This is a genomic window from Pseudomonas protegens, assembly GCF_003363755.1.
GTDB lineage: Bacteria > Pseudomonadota > Gammaproteobacteria > Pseudomonadales > Pseudomonadaceae > Aquipseudomonas > Aquipseudomonas danubii.
Window position 1 is genome coordinate 6,618,326 of record NZ_CP031396.1, and the last position, 17,554, is coordinate 6,635,879.

Here is a 17,554-nt window from a genome sequence, read left to right on the forward strand (position 1 = left end):
GGTGGTACGGGGCGCTGCGACAGGCGACCCTGTGCATCAGTAAGTGGCGACTGGCCACAAGTTCCCGAAGCTGTACAGAAAAAGGCTGTTGTACAAGCGCCGGCAAGAATAACCGCTTCCCTTGTCCCAGGGCAGGTCCAATCGCAGTTGTGAACCCGTGGGTTATAAAAAATAGCTGCGATGGCCGAATGTGGGGCAAACTTCGTTTTTTTTCCTGCGCCAAGGTCCATCAAATGATCCGTCCGTCATCGGTTGATGAACAGAGTTTTCGCAAGCTGCTGACCCGCAACATCAGCCTGCCCCTCGGTGTAGGCGTGCTCAGCGCGGTTTTTTTCGTGTCCCTGATCACCTATCTGCTCTCGGTCATCCAGTGGGTGCAGCACACTGACCGGGTGATCAACAATCTCAATGAGGCGGCGCGCCTGACCATCGACCTGGAAACCGGCATGCGCGGTTTCCTGATCACCGGCGATGAGCATTTCCTCGACCCTTATGAAGTGGCCAAGCCACGCATCCTCAGCGAGCTCAATGGGCTGCGTGATCTGGTCGCCGACAACCCGCAGCAGGTCGACCGCCTCAAGCGCCTGGAAGCCCTGCAGCTGGAGTGGAACAACTTCTCCCAGAGCATGATCGAGCTGCGTCGGCAGAACGGCGACTACCGTGGCGCGGTGCAGGCCGGGCGGGGCAAGCGCCTGACCGACGAGATCCGCAAGGAATACGAGGATGCGGTGGTCATGGAGCAGCAGTTGCGCCTGGAACGCAATGAGAGCGTCAGCCGCACGACCATTTTCAGCGTGATCCTGTATCTGTTGTTCGTGGTGGGCATCAGCGGCTTGCTGGCCTATGTCGGGCGTCGGGATCTGCTGGCGCTGTCCAAAAGCTACAGCGACAACCTCGAGGCCCAGGAAAACAGCGCCCGGCGCCTGGAACAGCAGGCCTGGCTGCGCAACGGCCAGACCGAACTGGCCGAACAGATGCTCGGCCAACTGACCCTTAACCTGCTGGGGCGCAATATCCTCCAGTTCTGCGCCCATTACCTGGGGACACCGGTGGCGGCGCTGTATGTCCGTGAAGATCACGGCGGCCTCAAGCGTGTGGCTTCTTATGGATTTTCCCGGGAGCTGGAGCAGCAAGAGCAGTCGCTGTATGGCGATGAGGGCCTGGTGGGCCAGGCCGCGCAGCACAAGCGCCTGATCCGCCTGGACGATGTGCCGGCGGATTACTTCAAGGTCAGCTCCGGCCTGGGTGAGGGCGCGCCGCGCAGCGTGCTGGTGGTGCCGACCCGTGATGACAACCGGGTCAATGGCGTGATCGAGCTGGGCTTCCTGCGGGCGCTGAGCGATCGCGATGTGGAGTTGCTGGAGCTGATTGCCGGCAATATCGGCACCTCCATCGAAGCTGCGCGCTACCGCCAGCGCCTTCAGGAAGTGCTGGCCGAAACCCAGCAGCTCAACGAAGAGTTGCAGGTGCAGCAGGAAGAATTGAAGACCGCCAACGAGGAGTTGGAGGAGCAGTCGCGGATTCTCAAGGAGTCCCAGGTGCACCTGGAGACGCAGCAGGTGGAACTGGAACAGACCAACGAACAGTTGGCCGAGCAGGCGCAGATCCTCGCCGAGCAGCGCGACGCCATGGACCGCAAGAACAGCGAGCTGAACGAGGCGCAGACCCAGCTTGAAGAGCGCGCCGAAGAACTGCAGCGCTCCAGCAAGTACAAGTCCGAATTCCTCGCCAACATGTCCCACGAACTGCGCACACCGCTCAACAGTTCGCTGATCCTGGCCAAGTTGCTGGCGGAAAACCCCCAGGAGAACCTCACTGCCGAGCAGGTCAAGTTCGCCGAGTCGATCTATTCCGCCGGCAACGACCTGCTGAACCTGATCAATGACATCCTGGATATCTCCAAGGTCGAGGCGGGCAAGCTCGAAGTGCGTCCGGAAAATGCCAGCGTGCCGCGCCTGGTGGACGGCCTGCGCAGCCTGTTCCAGCCGTTGACCGCGGACAAGGGCCTGGCCTTCAAGGTGGAGCTGCAACCGGGGGCGCCACAGAGGCTGTTCACGGATCGCCAGCGGGTCGAACAGATACTCAAGAACCTGCTGTCCAACGCGGTCAAGTTCACCGAAAGGGGCCAGGTCAGCCTGAGCGTTGGTGCTCAGCCGGGTGGCGGTATCGCCTTTGTCGTGCAGGATTCGGGGATCGGCATCGCCCAGGACCAGCAGGAAAGCATTTTCGAAGCCTTCCGCCAGGCCGACGGCACCACCAACCGGCGTTATGGCGGCACTGGCCTGGGGCTGTCGATCTCTCGGGATCTGGCGACCTTGCTGGGGGGCTCCATCAGCGTCAGCAGTGAGCCGGGGCAGGGCAGCATTTTCACGCTGGTGCTGCCAGAGCAGTACAGCGAGGCGGCCGAGCCGGTGCTGGCGCCAGCGCCTGCAATGATGCCGGTGGCGGCGCCTGTTGCACCCAGTGCGCCGTTGCCGGTGGCTGAAGGGCCTGGCAGTGAGATCCCGCGCTTTGCCGATGACCGGGACAAGGCACCATTCAGCAGCCGTTGCATCCTGGTGGTGGAAGATGAGCCGAATTTTGCGCATATCCTCTTCGATCTGGCCCACGAACTGGGTTACCACTGCCTGGTGGCCCATGGCGCCGACGAGGGCTACAGCCTGGCCGAGCAGTACATCCCGGACGCCATCCTGCTGGACATGCGCCTGCCCGACCATTCCGGCCTGACTGTGCTCCAACGCCTCAAGGAACATGCCCAGACCCGGCACATCCCGGTGCACGTGATCTCGGTGGAAGACCGGGTGGAAGCGGCCATGCACATGGGCGCCGTGGGCTATGCGGTGAAACCCACCACCCGCGAGGAACTCAAGGATGTCTTCGCCCGCCTGGAAGCCAAGCTGACGCAGAAGGTCAAGCGCGTGCTGCTGGTGGAGGACGACGACCTGCAACGCGACAGCATTGCCCGGCTGATCGGCGACGACGATATCGAGATCACCGCCGTGGGCCTGGCCCAGGATGCCCTGGACCTGCTGCGCGAGAATGTCTACGACTGCATGGTCATCGACCTCAAGCTGCCGGACATGCTCGGCAACGACCTGCTCAAGCGCATGTCCACCGAGGACATCTGCTCCTTCCCGCCGGTGATCGTCTATACCGGGCGCAACCTGACCCGGGATGAAGAGACCGAGCTGCGCAAGTATTCCCGTTCGATCATCATCAAGGGCGCCCGCTCGCCGGAGCGCCTGCTGGATGAAGTGACGTTGTTTCTGCACAAAGTCGAATCCCAGTTGTCCCATGAGCGGCAGAAGATGCTCAAGACCGCCCGCAGCCGTGACAAGGTCTTCGAGGGGCGCAAGATCCTCCTGGTGGACGATGACGTGCGCAACATCTTTGCCTTGACCAGCGCCCTGGAACACAAGGGCGCGGTGGTGGTGATCGGCCGTAACGGCCATGAGGCCATTGCCAGACTCAATGAAGTCGAAGATATCGACCTGGTGCTGATGGACGTGATGATGCCGGAGATGGACGGTTTCGAAGCCACGGTGCAGATCCGCAAGGACCCGCGCTGGCGCAAGCTGCCGATCATCGCCGTGACCGCCAAGGCCATGAAGGACGACCAGGAGCGCTGCCTGCAGGCCGGTTCCAACGACTACCTGGCCAAGCCCATCGACCTTGACCGGCTGTTTTCCCTTATCCGCGTGTGGCTACCGAAGATGGAAAGAATTTAGTGGAGCGCAATACCGAGATCGAACTGCGTTTGCTGATCGAAGCTATTTATCTCAAATACAGCTACGACTTCCGCGACTACTCCGGTGCTTCGATCAAGCGCCGGGTCAACCACGCTTTGCGTCAGTTCGAGTGCAAGACCATTTCCGCGCTGCAGGAGCGGGTGTTGCACGACCCGACGGCGTTCATGCAATTGCTGCAGTTCCTGACCATTCCGGTGAGCGAGATGTTTCGCGACCCGTCGCACTTCCTGGCGATCCGCCAGGAGGTGGTGCCGCTGCTCAAGACCTACCCGTCGATCAAGATCTGGATCGCTGGCTGCAGCACCGGGGAAGAGGTCTACTCCATGGCCATCCTGCTGCGCGAAGAGGGGCTGCTGGAACGCACCATCATCTACGCCACCGACATCAACCCCAGCTCCCTGGAGAAGGCCAAGCAGGGCATCTTCTCCCTGGAGAACGTGCGGGCCTACACCCACAACTACCAGCAGGCCGGTGGCCAGCGTTCCTTTGCCGACTACTACACCGCCGCCTACGACTACGCGATCTTCGACAAGACCCTGCGCGAGAACGTGACCTTTGCCGATCACAGCCTGGCGACCGACAGTGTATTCTCGGAAACTCAATTAATTTCGTGTCGTAACGTATTGATTTACTTCAATAAAAAGTTGCAGGATCGGGCCTTTGGGCTGTTCCATGAGTCGCTCTGCCACCGTGGTTTCCTGGTGCTGGGCAGCAAGGAAACCCTGGAATTTTCCGCCTATGGCAAGCATTTCGAACCCTTGGTCAAACAAGAACGGATCTACCGCAAGACATGAGCCAGGAAAGTGTCGCGCCGCATCGCCGGCCTCGGATCGAGGCTGTCGTAGTAGGCGCCTCCGCGGGGGGCGTCGAGGCCTTGTTGAGCCTGTTCAATGAGTTCAGCGCCAGTTTCAGCCTGCCGGTGATCGTGGTCCTGCACCTGCCCGACGAGCGTCGCAGCCAATTGGCCGACGTCTTCGACCGGCGCCTGGCGCTGAGGGTGAAGGAGGCCGACGACAAGGAAGCGATCATTGCGGGCACCTTGTACGTCGCGGCACCCGGTTATCACCTGTCGGTGGAGCAGGACCGCACCTTGTCCCTGAGCCAGGAGGAGCGCTTGCATCACTCGCGGCCGGCCATCGATTACCTGTTTGAGTCCGCCGCTGATGCCTACGGGGAGCACCTCGTGGCGGTGCTGCTGACCGGGGCCAATCAGGACGGCGCCCAGGGCCTGGTCGAGGTCAAGCGCCAGGGCGGGCTGACCATCGTCCAGGACCCCGGCGAAGCCAGTGTCCCCACCATGCCGGAAGCAGCCCTGGCCCTGCAGCAACCGGATTACATTCTCCCTTTGCGCGGCATCAGCCGTCTGCTTGCCGAGCTGGAACGAATCGCATGTTAAGTACTATTCAAGCCAAGCTGCTGATCGTCGACGATCTGCCGGAGAACCTGCTGGCCCTGGAAGCGCTGATCAAGCGCGAGGACCGCCTGGTGTACAAGGCGCTGTCGGCCGACGAGGCCTTGTCGCTGCTGCTCCAGCATGAGTTCGCCATGGCCATCCTCGATGTACAGATGCCGGGCATGAATGGCTTCGAGCTGGCCGAGTTGATGCGCGGCACCGAGAAGACCAAGCACATTCCCATCGTTTTCGTCAGTGCCGCCGGACGCGAGCTCAACTACGCCTTCAAGGGCTACGAGAGCGGGGCGGTGGACTTCCTGCACAAGCCCCTGGACATCCACGCGGTCAAGAGCAAGGTCAATGTGTTCGTCGACCTGTACCGCCAGAGCAAGGCCATGAAGCAGCAGGTCGAGGCCCTGGAGCAGAGCCGGCGTGAGCAGGAGGTGTTGCTCAACAAGCTTCAGGCCACCCAGAACGAGCTGGAGCAGGCGGTGCGCATGCGCGATGACTTCATGTCCATCGTCGCCCATGAAGTGCGCACGCCCCTCAACGGCCTGATCCTGGAAACCCAGCTGCGCAAGATGCACCTGGCCCGGGAGAACGCTGCCGCCTTCAGCCTGGACAAGATGCACGCCATGGTGGATCGCGACGAGCGCCAGATCAAAAGCCTGATCCGCCTGATCGAAGACATGCTGGACATCTCGCGGATTCGCACTGGCAAGCTATCGATCCGCCCGTCCCGGTTTGACCTGGCGCAGTTGGTACGCGGATTGGTGGAGAACTTCGCGCCCCAGGTGGAAGCTGCGCAATCGTCCCTGAGTCTGGAAGCCGAGCAGCCGTTGCAAGGCCACTGGGACGAATTCCGCATCGAACAGGTGATTTCCAATCTGCTGACCAATGCCTTGCGCTACGGCGCCAAGAGCCCCATCCAAGTCCGGGTCTATGCCCAGGACGGCGAGGCCCGGGTCGAGGTGCGCGATCATGGGATTGGGATCAGCGAAGAGAACCAGAAGCGAATTTTCCAGCAGTTCGAGCGGGTCAGTGCCAGCCACGTGGCGGCGGGCCTTGGGCTTGGGCTGTTTATTTCCGAGCAGATCGTCACTGCCCATGGCGGCACCATCAGTGTTGAAAGCCGGATCGGCGAGGGCGCGCTGTTTCGCGTGAGCCTGCCCTTGTCGGCGACCGACGAATGACTAAAAGCGTAATGCTCACGCAACCTCTGCGTGACCCAATGGTCGAAGGGGCAGCAATTGATCGAGCAAAGGTTTTCCATGAGTGAAGATGCACAAGACGTCGTACTGATCGTCGAAGATGAACCCGTCATCCTGATGCTGCTGGCCGACTATCTGTCGGGCCTGGGCTACCGGGTACTCCAAGCGGAAAATGGCGAGCAGGCGTTCGAGATCCTGGCCAGCAAGCCGCACCTGGATGTGATGATCACTGACTACCGGCTGCCTGGCGGCATTACCGGGGTAATGATCGCTGAACCGGCGGTGAAGCTGCGTCCGGACCTCAAGGTGATTTTCATCAGCGGCTATCCCAACGAAATCCTCGAATGCGGCAGCCCCATCACCCGCAAGGCACCGATCCTGGCCAAGCCCTTCGACCTCAACAGCCTGCAGGAGCAGATCCAGCAACTGCTGGCTTGAGCCGCTCCTCAGTCGCGGATCATCTCCTGCACCTTGGCGGTCAGCAGGTCGAAGGTGAAGGGCTTGGTGATCAGTTGCATGCCGGGGTCGAGGAAGCCGCCCCGGGCGGCGGCGTGCTCGGCGTAGCCGGTGATGAACAGGACTTTCAGTTGCGGGCGGATCTGCCGCCCGATCTCCGCCAGTTGCCGGCCGTTCATGCCCGGCAAGCCCACATCGCTGATCAATAGGTCGATGCGTTGCCCCGAATCGAGGATCGGCATGGCGCTGCGGGCGTCGCCGGCTTCGACAAAGGCGTAGCCCAGCTCGCCGAGTACCGCGCTGACCAGCAGCCGGACCGCCGGATCATCCTCGACGATCAGCACCGTCTCGCCGTTCTGCGCGGTGCCCGACTGTTGCTCAAGCGGCTGTTCATCCAGCTGCGCACTGCCCCGATAACGCGGCAGGTACAGGCTGACCTCGGTGCCCCGGCCCAGGGTGCTGTTGAGGGACACGTGGCCGTGGGACTGCTTGCTGAAGCCATAGATCATCGACAGCCCGAGCCCGGTGCCCTGGCCGATGGGCTTGGTGGTGAAGAAGGGGTCGAACACCCGATGGATGATGGCGTCGGGCATGCCGCAGCCGTTGTCGCTGACTCTCAGTAGCACGTAGTCGCCGGGTTCGAGGTTGTCGTGGGCCTGGGTGAAGTCCGGGCCCAGGTGCTGATTGAGGGTTTCCACCAGCAGCCGGCCGCCATTGGGCATGGCATCCCGGGCGTTGAGGACCAGATTGAGCAGGGCGCTTTCCAACTGGTTGGGGTCGGCCTCGGCGACCCACAGTTGCGGGCACAGTTGCATGTCCAGCTGGATGCTTTCGCTGAGGCTGCGTTGCAGCAGTTCGCCCATGGACGTCACCAGGGCATTCATTTCCACTGGCTTGGAGTCCAGCGACTGGCGCCGGGAGAAGGCCAGCAGGCGATGGGTCAGGCCGGCGGCGCGATTGGCCGAGGTGACCCCCAGGTCGATCAGTCGGTCCAGGTCTTCGGTGCGGCCACGGGCCAGGCGCCGGCGCAGCAGCTCCAGGCTGCCGATGATGCCGGTGAGCATGTTGTTGAAGTCATGGGCGATGCCGCCAGTGAGCTGGCCCACGGCTTCCATCTTTTGCGACTGGCGCAGGGCTTCCTCGTTGTGCCGCAGTTGCGCGGTGCGCTCCTGCACCTGCTGTTCCAGGGTTTCCAGGGTGCATTGCAGGCGCAGTTCGCTCTGGCTCAGGTCGATCAGCCGGTCCCGGGCTTCGTATTGGCGACGGCGTCCGCGCAGGGCGGCGCTGACCAGGCTGATCAGGGTGGCCGGATGGAAGGGCCGTTCGAGGAAACTGACGTTGCCCAGGGGCACGCTGAAGCCTGAGGCCGGGTTCTGCTCCGGACCGCCGTGCTGGGTCAGCAGCACGATGGGCAGGTCGGACCAGGCCGGTTGTTGTTGCAGATGGCGCAGCAGGGGGGCCAGGTCGACCCCGCGCAAAGCCTCGGCGGCGATGATCACCAGCCCGGCGCCGTGCTCCAGCTCTGTGCACAGGGCCGGCAGGTCCGGGCAGATCAGACTGCGAAATCCCGCCTCGTTGAGCATCATCTGCGCCAGCTGGCTGTCACGGCCGTGGGGTGTGAGCACCAGGGCGCGTTCGGAAAATGCCAGGTCCTGGGTCATCGCCCCTCGTCCCGCAGCAGCGGTTTGCTTTCGCCCAGGTAGGTGGGCACGCCTCGCAGTACGCCCTGGAAGGCTTCCAGGGGTTCGCCGATGGTCAAGCCGCGAGCGCCGATGCGGTACTCACGGATGGTGGACTCGTGGCTGCCAGTGCGTTTCTTGATGATGGAGATGGCCCGACGCACCTTGCCCAGGGCCTCGAAGTAGCGCAGCAGGACCACGGTGTCCGCCAGGTAGGTGATGTCCACCGGGGCCTGCATGTCGCCCACCAGGCCATGCTGGGCCACGGTCATGAAGGTCGCGGCGCCCTGGCGGTTGAGGTACAGCAGCAGTTCGTGCATGTGCAGCACCAGGGCGTTTTCCTCGGGCATGGCCGCCTGGTAGCCGTTGATGCTGTCGATCACCACGGTCTTGATCCGTTGCTGGTCGACACAGCGCCGGACCCGGTAGGACAGTTCCCCCGGGGACAGTTCTGCGGCGTCCACTTGCTCGATCACCAGGTTGCCGGTGGCTTGCAGGGCCTCCAGGTCGATGCCCATGTTGCGCATGCGTTCCAACAGCAGCCCCAGCTCTTCGTCGAAGATGAACAGCGCGGCTTTCTCGCCCCGGGCTACTGCTGCCGCGGCGAAGATCATCGAAATAAGCGATTTGCCGGTACCGGCGGGGCCGAGGATCAGGGTACTGGAGCCGCTTTCGATGCCGCCTCCCAGGAGCGCGTCCATTTCCGCAATGCCGCTTGTCAGGGGCAGGCGCTCGTTGCGGCCGCGGTGTTCGGCAGCCACCAGCCTTGGGAAGACATGGACCCCGTCGCCCATGATGGTGAAATCATGGAAGCCGCCGCGGTACTTCTGGCCACGGTATTTCACCACCCGGACGCGCCGGCGCTCGGCGCCGTAACTGGGGGTCAGCTCTTCCAGGCGGATCACCCCGTGGGCCACGCTGTGCACGGTCTTGTCCAGGGATTCGGTGGTCAGGTCGTCCAGTAGCAGCACGGTGGCGTCATAGCGCACGAAGTAGTGCTTGATCGCCAGGATCTGTCGCCGGTAGCGCAGGGAACTCTGGGCCAGCAGGCGGATTTCCGAGAGGCTGTCGAGCACCACCCGCGTCGGCTTGACCCGTTCCACCACGTCGAAGATCTGCCGGGTGGCTTCCCCCAGCTCCAGGTCCGAGGAATACAGCAGGCTTTGCTGGTGCTCGGCGTTGAGCAGGCTTTCCGGTGGGGTCAGCTCGAAGATGTGGATGTTGTGGTCCAGCTGCCAGCCGTGGGACTGGGCGCCCTGGCGCAGTTCGCGCTCGGTTTCCGAGAGGGTGATGTACAGGCAGCGCTCACCGGCCAGGGCGCCGGCACGCAGAAAATGCAAGGCCACGGTGGTCTTGCCGGTGCCGGGTTCGCCTTCCAGCAGGAATACATGGCTGCGTGATAATCCTCCAGAGAGAATATCGTCCAGGCCTTCGACGCCAGTGGCGGCTTTTTCGCTGAGCAACGCAGATGAGGTCGACAAACAATGCCCTCGCACATATGGGTCCAGGTGATCGGCGATGGCGACGAACGCCTTGATATCGCTGATAAATCACTTGACCGTCTGCCGTTGCCACGGTTCAACCTTTTGTTGTGTAGCCGCTGCCGCAGGCTGCGAACGGCTTGGGCGGTATTCCGACGCAGCAGGCGCGGGGATCTTGAGGGCGGCAAAGGTTTGGCCGGGGATCGCCAGGCAAGGCCCTGCGGGCCTTTTCGCAGCCTCGCGGGCTCGGCAGCGGCTACAGGTTTTGTGCGGGCTCTTGTAGCCGCTGCCGCAGGCTGCGAACGGCTTGGGCGGCATTCCGACGCAGCAGGCGCGGGGATCTTGAGGGCGGTAAAGGTTTGGCTGGGGATCGCCAGGCAAGGCCCTGCGGGCCTTTTCGCAGCCTCGCGGGCTCGGCAGCGGCTACAGGTTTTGTGCGGGCTCTTGTAGCCGCTGCCGCAAGCTGCGAACGGCTTGGGCGGCATTCCGACGCAGCAGACGCGGGGATCTTGAGGGCGGTAAAGGTTTGGTTGGGGATCGCCAGGCAAGGCCCTGCGGGCCTTTTCGCAGCCTCGCGGGCTCGGCAGCGGCTACAGGCCCTGCTGCAGGGCCGGGTCGTCGGGGTTCTGCTGTTCCAGCTGGGCCAGCAACACCTGGACGTTCTGCAACTGGCCGCTCTCTTTCCAATAGTTGATCAGCAGCACCCGCGCCTTGCGGTTGTAAGGCTGGCGCTGGACGATTTCCTCCAGTTGCTTCTGCGCCGCCTCCAGCTCCTGCTGGCTGTGCAGGGTGGTGGCCAGGTCGTAGCGGTAGGCGGCGTTGTTGGGTTCCAGTTCCACCGCCCGTGACAGGCCCAGTAGGGCAAATTCGCCCTGGCCGTGGTGCAGCAGCCAGAGCCCCAGGGCATGTTGCAGGTAGGCGGAGTCTTGCTGGGCCTGCAGTTGCTTGGCCAGCAACTGGCGGGCGGCGTCGCTCTGGCCTTGCTTGTCCAGCACTTCGATCTGCAGCACCACCGCTTGCAGGTTGTCCGGTGCCAGGCGCAGGGCTTGTTCCAGGGTCTGCTGGGCCTTGCTCAGGTTGGCGTTGTGCAGGTACAGGCGGGCCAGTTGGTATTGGGCCTCGACGTCATCACCCCGGGTCTTGAGCACCTGGGTGTATTCGTCGATCACCTGCTGCAGTGGGCCGAAGTACAGGCCCTGGTCATCCGGGCTCAGGCCGAGCAGGGCGTCTACCGCGGCAAAGCGCACGCTTTGCTCGTGATCGTCGAGCAAGGGGCCGAGCAGCAAGCTGCGCTGGCCACTGGGAACCAGGCCCAGCACGCTCTCGATCGCGGCTTTGCGCACCTCGGGCGAGGGATGATAGAGGTCGGCGTCCGCCAGCTTCAGGGCCTGGGGGCTGGGGTAGTTGGGCAATACCGCCAGCAGGCGGGTGCGCTGCTGGTCATTGAGGTCGGGGCGCGCCAGTTGCTGGTACAGCACCCGTGCTGCGCCCGGCTGGCCGTTGCGGGCTTTCTCCAGGGCCGGGCCGTAGCCATGCTTGATCGCCTCGGGAACCGCTGGCGGGCTGCTGCGCAGAAAGGTCCAGGCCAGGGCCAGGGCGATAACGAGCAACAGGCTGATCAGCAGATAGCGACGGGGCAGGGGCATGCAGGAATCCGGAAGCTGGCGACTTTTGGAAGGCGCAAGCTTCGGTCAGGAATGGGCCTGAGTCAAACCCGGGATCAGGTCAGTACGTATTCCTGGGGTTGCAGTGGCGGCGGCAGGTCCCGGTGCCCCAGCGCGGCCAGGACTTCACGCTCCAAACCGCGCAATAGAGCGTTGCACGGCAGATCGTTGTCGTCGTAGCCAAAGGGGTCTTCGAGGTCATTGCCGATTTCGTCGAGGCCCAGGAAGGTGTAGCTGACGATGGCGGTGAAGATCGGCGTCAGCCAGCCCAGGGGCTCGGCCATGGCAAATGGCAGGAGGATGCAGAACAGGTAGATGGTGCGGTGCAGCAGCAAGGTGTAGGGGAAGGGCAGCGGGGTGTTCTGGATGCGTTCGCAGGCGGCCTGGACCTGGCTCAGGCTGACCAGGCGGGTTTCCATCTGGGTGTAGCGCCATTCACTGATCAGCCCCTGCTGCGCCCACTGCGAGCAGCGCTGGCCGATGCGTTGCAACTGGGCATCGGTGAGGTTGGGGTGCTGCGGGTCGATGTCGGCCTGGGCCCAGGGTTGCAGGGCGCGGGCTTCGTCTTCATGGCGCAGGCGGGCAATCAGGCTGTGGGCGAAGCCGCAGAGGTCGCGCAGCAGGCCCTCGCGTTGGGGATGAGCGTCGATGATCAGGCTTTCGCGGATCAGCGAACGGACCTCGATGATCAACTGCCCCAACTGCTTGCGGCCTTCCCACCAGCGGTCGTAGCAGGCGTTGTTGCGAAAACTCATGAAGATCGACAGCGACAGGCCCAGCAGGGTGAAGGGCGTGGCATTGACCTTGGAGAAATAGGTGGGCTGCAGGGTTTCCACCAGGACGATGACCGACGCCAGCAGGGTGATCAGCACGCAGCGCAAGGCAATGCGCTTGGCGATCGAGCCCTTGAGGGCAAAGAGGATGCTGATCAGGTTGGGCTTGGGGCGGACGATCATGAGGGCTGAGGCCAGGGCGATTACGCGGCGAGTGAAGAGTAGGAGTGCGCTGCAGGGCTGTCCAATCGCAACGATCGACCGAATGATCGATTGCCTCTATCGGCCAACGACCCTTGCCTGACGATTGCCCGCGGAGTCTTGAGCAGCTTTGCGATCCTGGCGTCCCTTCGGGCCGTTCGCAGCCTGCGGCAGCGGCTACAGGGCTGTAGCCGCTGTCGAGCCTGCGGCGAGGCTGCGCGAAGGTCCGCAGGACCTTGCTTGGCGATGTCGTGGCAAAAAAAAGCCCCGCGACCGAATGATCCACGGGGCTAAACATTGGTTGGTTGCGGCCAACCAAAGGAGCTCGTTGCAAATCCTTACTGGCTGGCCAGCGTCTCCGGTTGCCAGCCACCGCCCAGGGCCTTGTAGATGGCGACAATACCGCGGTACAGGTCGACTTCGGCCTGGGCCTGGGCATCTTCGGCCGCCAGCCGTTCACGCTGGGCGTCCAGCAGCACCAGGAAGTCCACGGTGCCTTCGCGGTAGCGGATCTCGGCCAGGTCCGCGGCGGCACGGCTGGACTCGCTCTGGCGAATCAGCGAGATCAGCCGTTGCTGGCGCTTGCCGTAATCGCTGAAGGCGTTTTCCGATTCTTCCAGGGCCAGCAGTACTTGCTGCTCGTAGCTGGCCAGGGCGCCGTCGGCATTGGCGTCGGCACCCCGCAGGCGGGCCCGCACGCTGCCCAGGTCAAAGGCCGCCCAGGTGATGCTCGGACCCAGGGCCCAGGCACTGGCCGCCGAGGAGCCGATCTGTGAACCGCGTCCGGCGGTGAAGCCGAGGAAGCCGCTGAGGCTGACCCGTGGAAACAGGTCGGCCTTGGCCACGCCAATCCGTGCGGTGGCCGCCGCCAGCTGGCGTTCGGCGCTGAGAATGTCCGGCCGGCGTTGCAGCAGCTCGCCCGGGTCGCCAATCGGAAGGGCCTTGGCAATCGCCGGTAGTTGCGCCGGCGAGAGGTCGACGCTGAGCTGGTCCGGACGCTCACCCAGCAGGGTGGCGATGCGGTTGCGCTGACGGGTCTGCTCGGCCTGCAACTGCGGCACGCTGGCTTCCACCGAAGCTAGGCGGGCGTCGGCACGCACCACGTCGAGCTGGTCGCCGACGCCTGCGTCGCGCAGGCTTTCGGTGATCTTGCGCGAGGCCTGCTGGTTGTCCAGGTTGGCCAGGGCGATCTTTTCCCGCAGTTGCGCGCCGCGCAACTGGCCGTAGGCGTCCACCAGCTCGGCGATCATGGTCACTTGCAACTGATACAGGTCGGCCTCGGCGGCTTGCTGGTCGGCGTCGGTGGCTTCCAGGTTGCGCTGGATGCGGCCGAACAGGTCCAGCTCCCAGGCCATGTCCAGGCCCAGGTCGTAGCGCTCGCTCTTGACCCGCTTGGTGGTCTGCCCCGGAATCTGCCCCTTGGCTTGGTCGCTGCTGGCGCGGCTGGTGATGGTGGGCATGGCGTCATTGCTGGCGTCATCGCGAATTGCCCGGGCGGCCCGCAGGCGGGCGAAGGCCACCCGCAGTTCACGGTTGCCCTGCAGCGATTTACTCACCAGCTGGTTGAGGGTCGGGTCATCGAACTGTTGCCACCAGATGCCTTCGAAGCGTGCGCGGTCGAAGTTCTTCTGGCCCGCAGCGCCATCGGTGGCGGCGCTGATGTGCGCCGCCTCGGTGGTTGGGCTCTGGTAGTCCGGACCGACGGCGCAGGCACTCAGGGCCAGCACCAGCAGGCTCGGCAGGAAGACTTTGGCACTCATTGTTGCGTCTCCAGTTGCAGGGCGCGGGCGGCTTTGCGGGCCTCGCTGCGCTCCACATAATTGCGGATCAGGACATAGAACACTGGGGTCAGCAGCAGGCCGAAGAAGGTCACCCCGAGCATCCCGGAGAACACCGCGACGCCCATGGCATGACGCATTTCCGCGCCGGCACCGCTGGAGATCACCAGGGGCACCACGCCCATGATGAAGGCGAAGGAGGTCATCAGGATCGGCCGCAGACGCAGGCGGCAGGCTTCCAGTACCGCCGCCAGCGGGTCGAGGCCTTCCTCTTGTTTGTCCTTGGCGAACTCGACGATCAGGATCGCGTTCTTGCAGGCCAGGCCCACCAGTACGATCAGGCCGATCTGGGTGAAGATGTTGTTGTCGCCACCGGAGATGATCACCCCGGTAATCGCCGACAGCAGGGTCATCGGCACGATCAGGATCACCGCCAGCGGCAGGCTCCAGCTCTCGTATTGCGCGGCCAGTACCAGGAAGGCCAGCAGCACGCAGAGCGGGAAGACGAACAGGGCGGTGTTACCGGCGAGGATCTGCTGGTAGGTCAGCTCGGTCCATTCGTAAGTCATGCCATTGGGCAGTTCTTCCTTGAGCAGTTTCTCAATCGCCGCTTCTGCCTGCCCGGAGCTGTAGCCCGGGGCGGCCGCACCGTTGATTTCCGCGGTGACGAAGCCGTTGTAGTGCATCACACGGTCGGGACCGGCGGTGTCGCTGACCTTGATAAAGGTCGCCAGGGGAATCATCTCGCCCTTGTTGTTGCGCACTTTCAGCTGGCCGATCTGTTCGGGCTCGAGACGGAACTGCTGCTCGGCCTGGACGTTGACCTGATAGGTGCGGCCAAAGCGGTTGAAGTCGTTGGCATACAGCGAACCCAGGTAGATCTGCAGGGTGTCGAAGATGTCGGAAATCGCCACGCCGTGGGTCTTGGCCTTTTCCCGGTCGATGGCCGCGTCCACCTGAGGCACGTTGACCTGGTAGCTGGTGAACAGCCCGGCCAGTTCCGGCACGCTGCGGCTCTTGGTGATGACGTTCTGCACTTCTTTATACAGTTCGTCGTAACCCAGCCCGCTGCGGTCTTCCACTTGCAGGCGGAAGCCGCCAATGGTCCCCAGGCCCTGTACCGGCGGCGGTGGGAAGATCGCCATGTAGGCGTCCTGGATATCGGCGTATTTGCCGTTCAGGGCACCGGCGATGGCACCGGCTGACATGCTCGGGTCCTTGCGCTCATCGAAGGGCTTCAAGGTGACGAAGACGATGCCGTTGTTCGGGCTGTTGGTGAAGCCGTTGATCGACAGGCCGGGGAAGGCCACCGCGCTTTCCACACCGGGTTGCTTGAGGGCGATGTCGGACATGCGCTTGATCACGTCTTCGGTGCGGTCCAGGCTCGCCGCGTCCGGCAGTTGGGCGAAGGCCACCAGGTATTGCTTGTCCTGGGCCGGCACGAAACCGGTCGGGGTGTGGGCGAAGCCGAACCAGGTCAGCACCATCAGGCCGGCATAGAGGAACAGGGCGATGCCGCTGCCGCGGATGACTCGGCGTACGGTGCCGACGTAGCCATGGCTGGCCCGGTCGAAGAAGCGGTTGAACGGTTTGAACAGCCAGCCCCCCAGCAGCTTGTCGAGGATCTTCGAGAAGCGGTCCTTGGGCGCATGGTGTTCCTTGAGCAGTACCGCGGCCAGGGCCGGCGACAGGGTCAGGGAGTTGAAGGCCGAGATCACCGTGGAAATCGCGATGGTCAGGGCGAACTGCTTGTAGAACTGCCCGGTCAGGCCGCTGATGAAGGCCGCCGGTACGAACACCGCGCACAGCACCAGGGCGGTGGCGATGATCGGGCCGGTCACTTCACGCATGGCGCGCTGGGTGGCCTCCACCGGGTTCAGCCCCAGGCCGATGTTCCGTTCGACGTTCTCCACCACCACGATGGCGTCGTCCACCACGATACCGATGGCCAGCACCAGGCCGAACAGCGACAGGGCATTGAGGGAGAAGCCGAACAGGTGCATGACCGCGAAGGTGCCGATCAGCGACACCGGTACGGCCACCAGCGGGATGATCGAGGCGCGCCAGGTCTGCAGGAACAGGATCACCACCAGCACCACCAGGATCAGCGCTTCGAACAGGGTGTGCACCACCGCTTCGATGGAGCCGCGGACGAAGATGGTCGGGTCGTAGACGATGCTGAAGTCCATGCCCTGCGGGAAGTTCTGCTTGAGTTCGGCCATCTTGGCCCGCACTTCGTTGGAGATCTCGATGGCGTTGGAGCCCGGGCGCTGGAAGATCGGGATCGCCACTGCCGGCTGGTTGTTGAGCAGGGAGCGCAGGGCGTACTGGCTCGAGCCCAGTTCGATGCGGGCGATGTCTTTCAGGCGAGTGATCTCACCGTCTTCGCCTGAGCGAATGATGATGTTCTCGAACTCTTCCTCGGTGACCAGTCGGCCCTGGGTGTTGACCGACAGCTGGAAGCTGGTGGCGCTGGGCGCAGGCGGAGCGCCCAGGGCACCGGCGGCGACCTGGCGGTTCTGTTCGCGGATCGCGGTGACCACGTCGGTGGCGGTCAGGTTGCGCGAAGCGGTCTTGTTCGGATCGAGCCAGACCCGCAGCGAGTAGTCGCCCATGCCGAACAGCTGTACATCACCCACGCCGCCCAGGCGCGCCAGCTCATCCTTGATGTTGAGCAGGGCGTAGTTGGACAGGTAGAGCATGTCGTAGCGTTGGTCCGGCGAGGTCAGGTGGACCACCATGGTCAGGTCCGGAGAGGCCTTGTCCACGGTGATGCCGATGCGCGTCACTTCTTCCGGCAGCTTGGGCTGGGTGCGGGTCACGCGGTTCTGCACCTGCACCTGGGCGTTGTCCAGGTCGGTGCCTAGGGCGAAGGTGATGGTCAGGGTGATCTTGCCGTCGGCGGTGGATTGCGAGGACATGTAGAGCATGTTCTCGACCCCGGTGATCGCCTGTTCCAGCGGCGCGGCCACGGTTTCACCGATGACTTTCGGGTTGGCCCCCGGGAAGTTGGCGCGTACCACCACGGTGGGTGGCACCACTTCCGGGTATTCGCTGATGGGCAGTTGGAACAGCGAGATGGCGCCGGCGATCAGGATCAGCAGCGACAGCACCGCGGCGAAGATCGGCCTTGAAATGAAGAACTGGGAAAAATTCATCTTGAGAGTCG

Annotated in this window: 11 protein-coding genes; 5 read left to right on the plus strand and 6 right to left on the minus strand. The window is 63.5% G+C overall.

The genetic code is table 11. The features are described 5' to 3' along the window. The first annotated feature begins 233 nt into the window (after positions 1-233). The 5 genes from DWF74_RS30100 (at position 234) to DWF74_RS30120 (ending at position 6,791) form a co-directional block, all read left to right on the plus strand. Entirely contained in the window at positions 234-3,728 is a 3,495-nt protein-coding gene (locus DWF74_RS30100; RefSeq protein WP_102865253.1) for a response regulator, read from the plus strand. After that, the gene (locus DWF74_RS30105; protein WP_016964143.1) at positions 3,728-4,543 is read left to right on the plus strand and encodes a CheR family methyltransferase; all 816 of its coding nucleotides are present in this window, start codon (positions 3,728-3,730) and stop codon (positions 4,541-4,543) included. The genes DWF74_RS30100 and DWF74_RS30105 overlap by 1 nt, the downstream gene beginning before the upstream one ends. Then, complete coding sequence (locus DWF74_RS30110) at positions 4,540-5,145, plus strand: chemotaxis protein CheB (protein ID WP_115582373.1); 606 nt, start codon at positions 4,540-4,542, stop codon at positions 5,143-5,145. The genes DWF74_RS30105 and DWF74_RS30110 overlap by 4 nt, the downstream gene beginning before the upstream one ends. Then, complete coding sequence (locus tag DWF74_RS30115; RefSeq protein ID WP_102865184.1) at positions 5,139-6,335, plus strand: hybrid sensor histidine kinase/response regulator; 1,197 nt, start codon at positions 5,139-5,141, stop codon at positions 6,333-6,335. Before DWF74_RS30110 ends, DWF74_RS30115 begins: the two co-directional genes overlap by 7 nt. A 78-nt stretch (positions 6,336-6,413) precedes the next feature. Next, positions 6,414-6,791 carry a response regulator gene (locus DWF74_RS30120; protein ID WP_011061530.1) on the plus strand — a complete coding sequence of 126 codons (378 nt, stop codon included), beginning with the start codon at positions 6,414-6,416 and terminating at the stop codon, positions 6,789-6,791. An 8-nt stretch (positions 6,792-6,799) separates the two neighbouring features. Here the strand turns inward: DWF74_RS30120 and DWF74_RS30125 are convergent, their stop codons facing one another. The 6 genes from DWF74_RS30125 to DWF74_RS30155 form a co-directional block, all read right to left on the minus strand. Beyond that, positions 6,800-8,470 carry a response regulator gene (locus DWF74_RS30125; protein WP_115582374.1) on the minus strand — a complete coding sequence of 557 codons (1,671 nt, stop codon included), beginning with the start codon at positions 8,468-8,470 and terminating at the stop codon, positions 6,800-6,802. Further along, positions 8,467-9,969, minus strand: coding sequence for an ATPase domain-containing protein (locus DWF74_RS30130; protein ID WP_115582375.1), 1,503 nt, complete (start codon positions 9,967-9,969; stop codon positions 8,467-8,469). The genes DWF74_RS30125 and DWF74_RS30130 overlap by 4 nt, the downstream gene beginning before the upstream one ends. A gap of 590 nt (positions 9,970-10,559) precedes the next feature. Beyond that, entirely contained in the window at positions 10,560-11,615 is a 1,056-nt protein-coding gene (locus DWF74_RS30140; RefSeq protein ID WP_102865181.1) for a HEAT repeat domain-containing protein, read from the minus strand. A 74-nt stretch (positions 11,616-11,689) separates the two neighbouring features. Continuing rightward, complete coding sequence (locus tag DWF74_RS30145) at positions 11,690-12,589, minus strand: bestrophin family protein (protein ID WP_102865180.1); 900 nt, start codon at positions 12,587-12,589, stop codon at positions 11,690-11,692. 356 nt (positions 12,590-12,945) lie between these two features. Next, positions 12,946-14,367, minus strand: coding sequence for an efflux transporter outer membrane subunit (locus DWF74_RS30150; protein WP_102865179.1), 1,422 nt, complete (start codon positions 14,365-14,367; stop codon positions 12,946-12,948). Continuing rightward, complete coding sequence (locus tag DWF74_RS30155; RefSeq protein WP_102865178.1) at positions 14,364-17,543, minus strand: efflux RND transporter permease subunit; 3,180 nt, start codon at positions 17,541-17,543, stop codon at positions 14,364-14,366. The genes DWF74_RS30150 and DWF74_RS30155 overlap by 4 nt, the downstream gene beginning before the upstream one ends. Between the last annotated feature and the right edge of the window lie 11 nt (positions 17,544-17,554).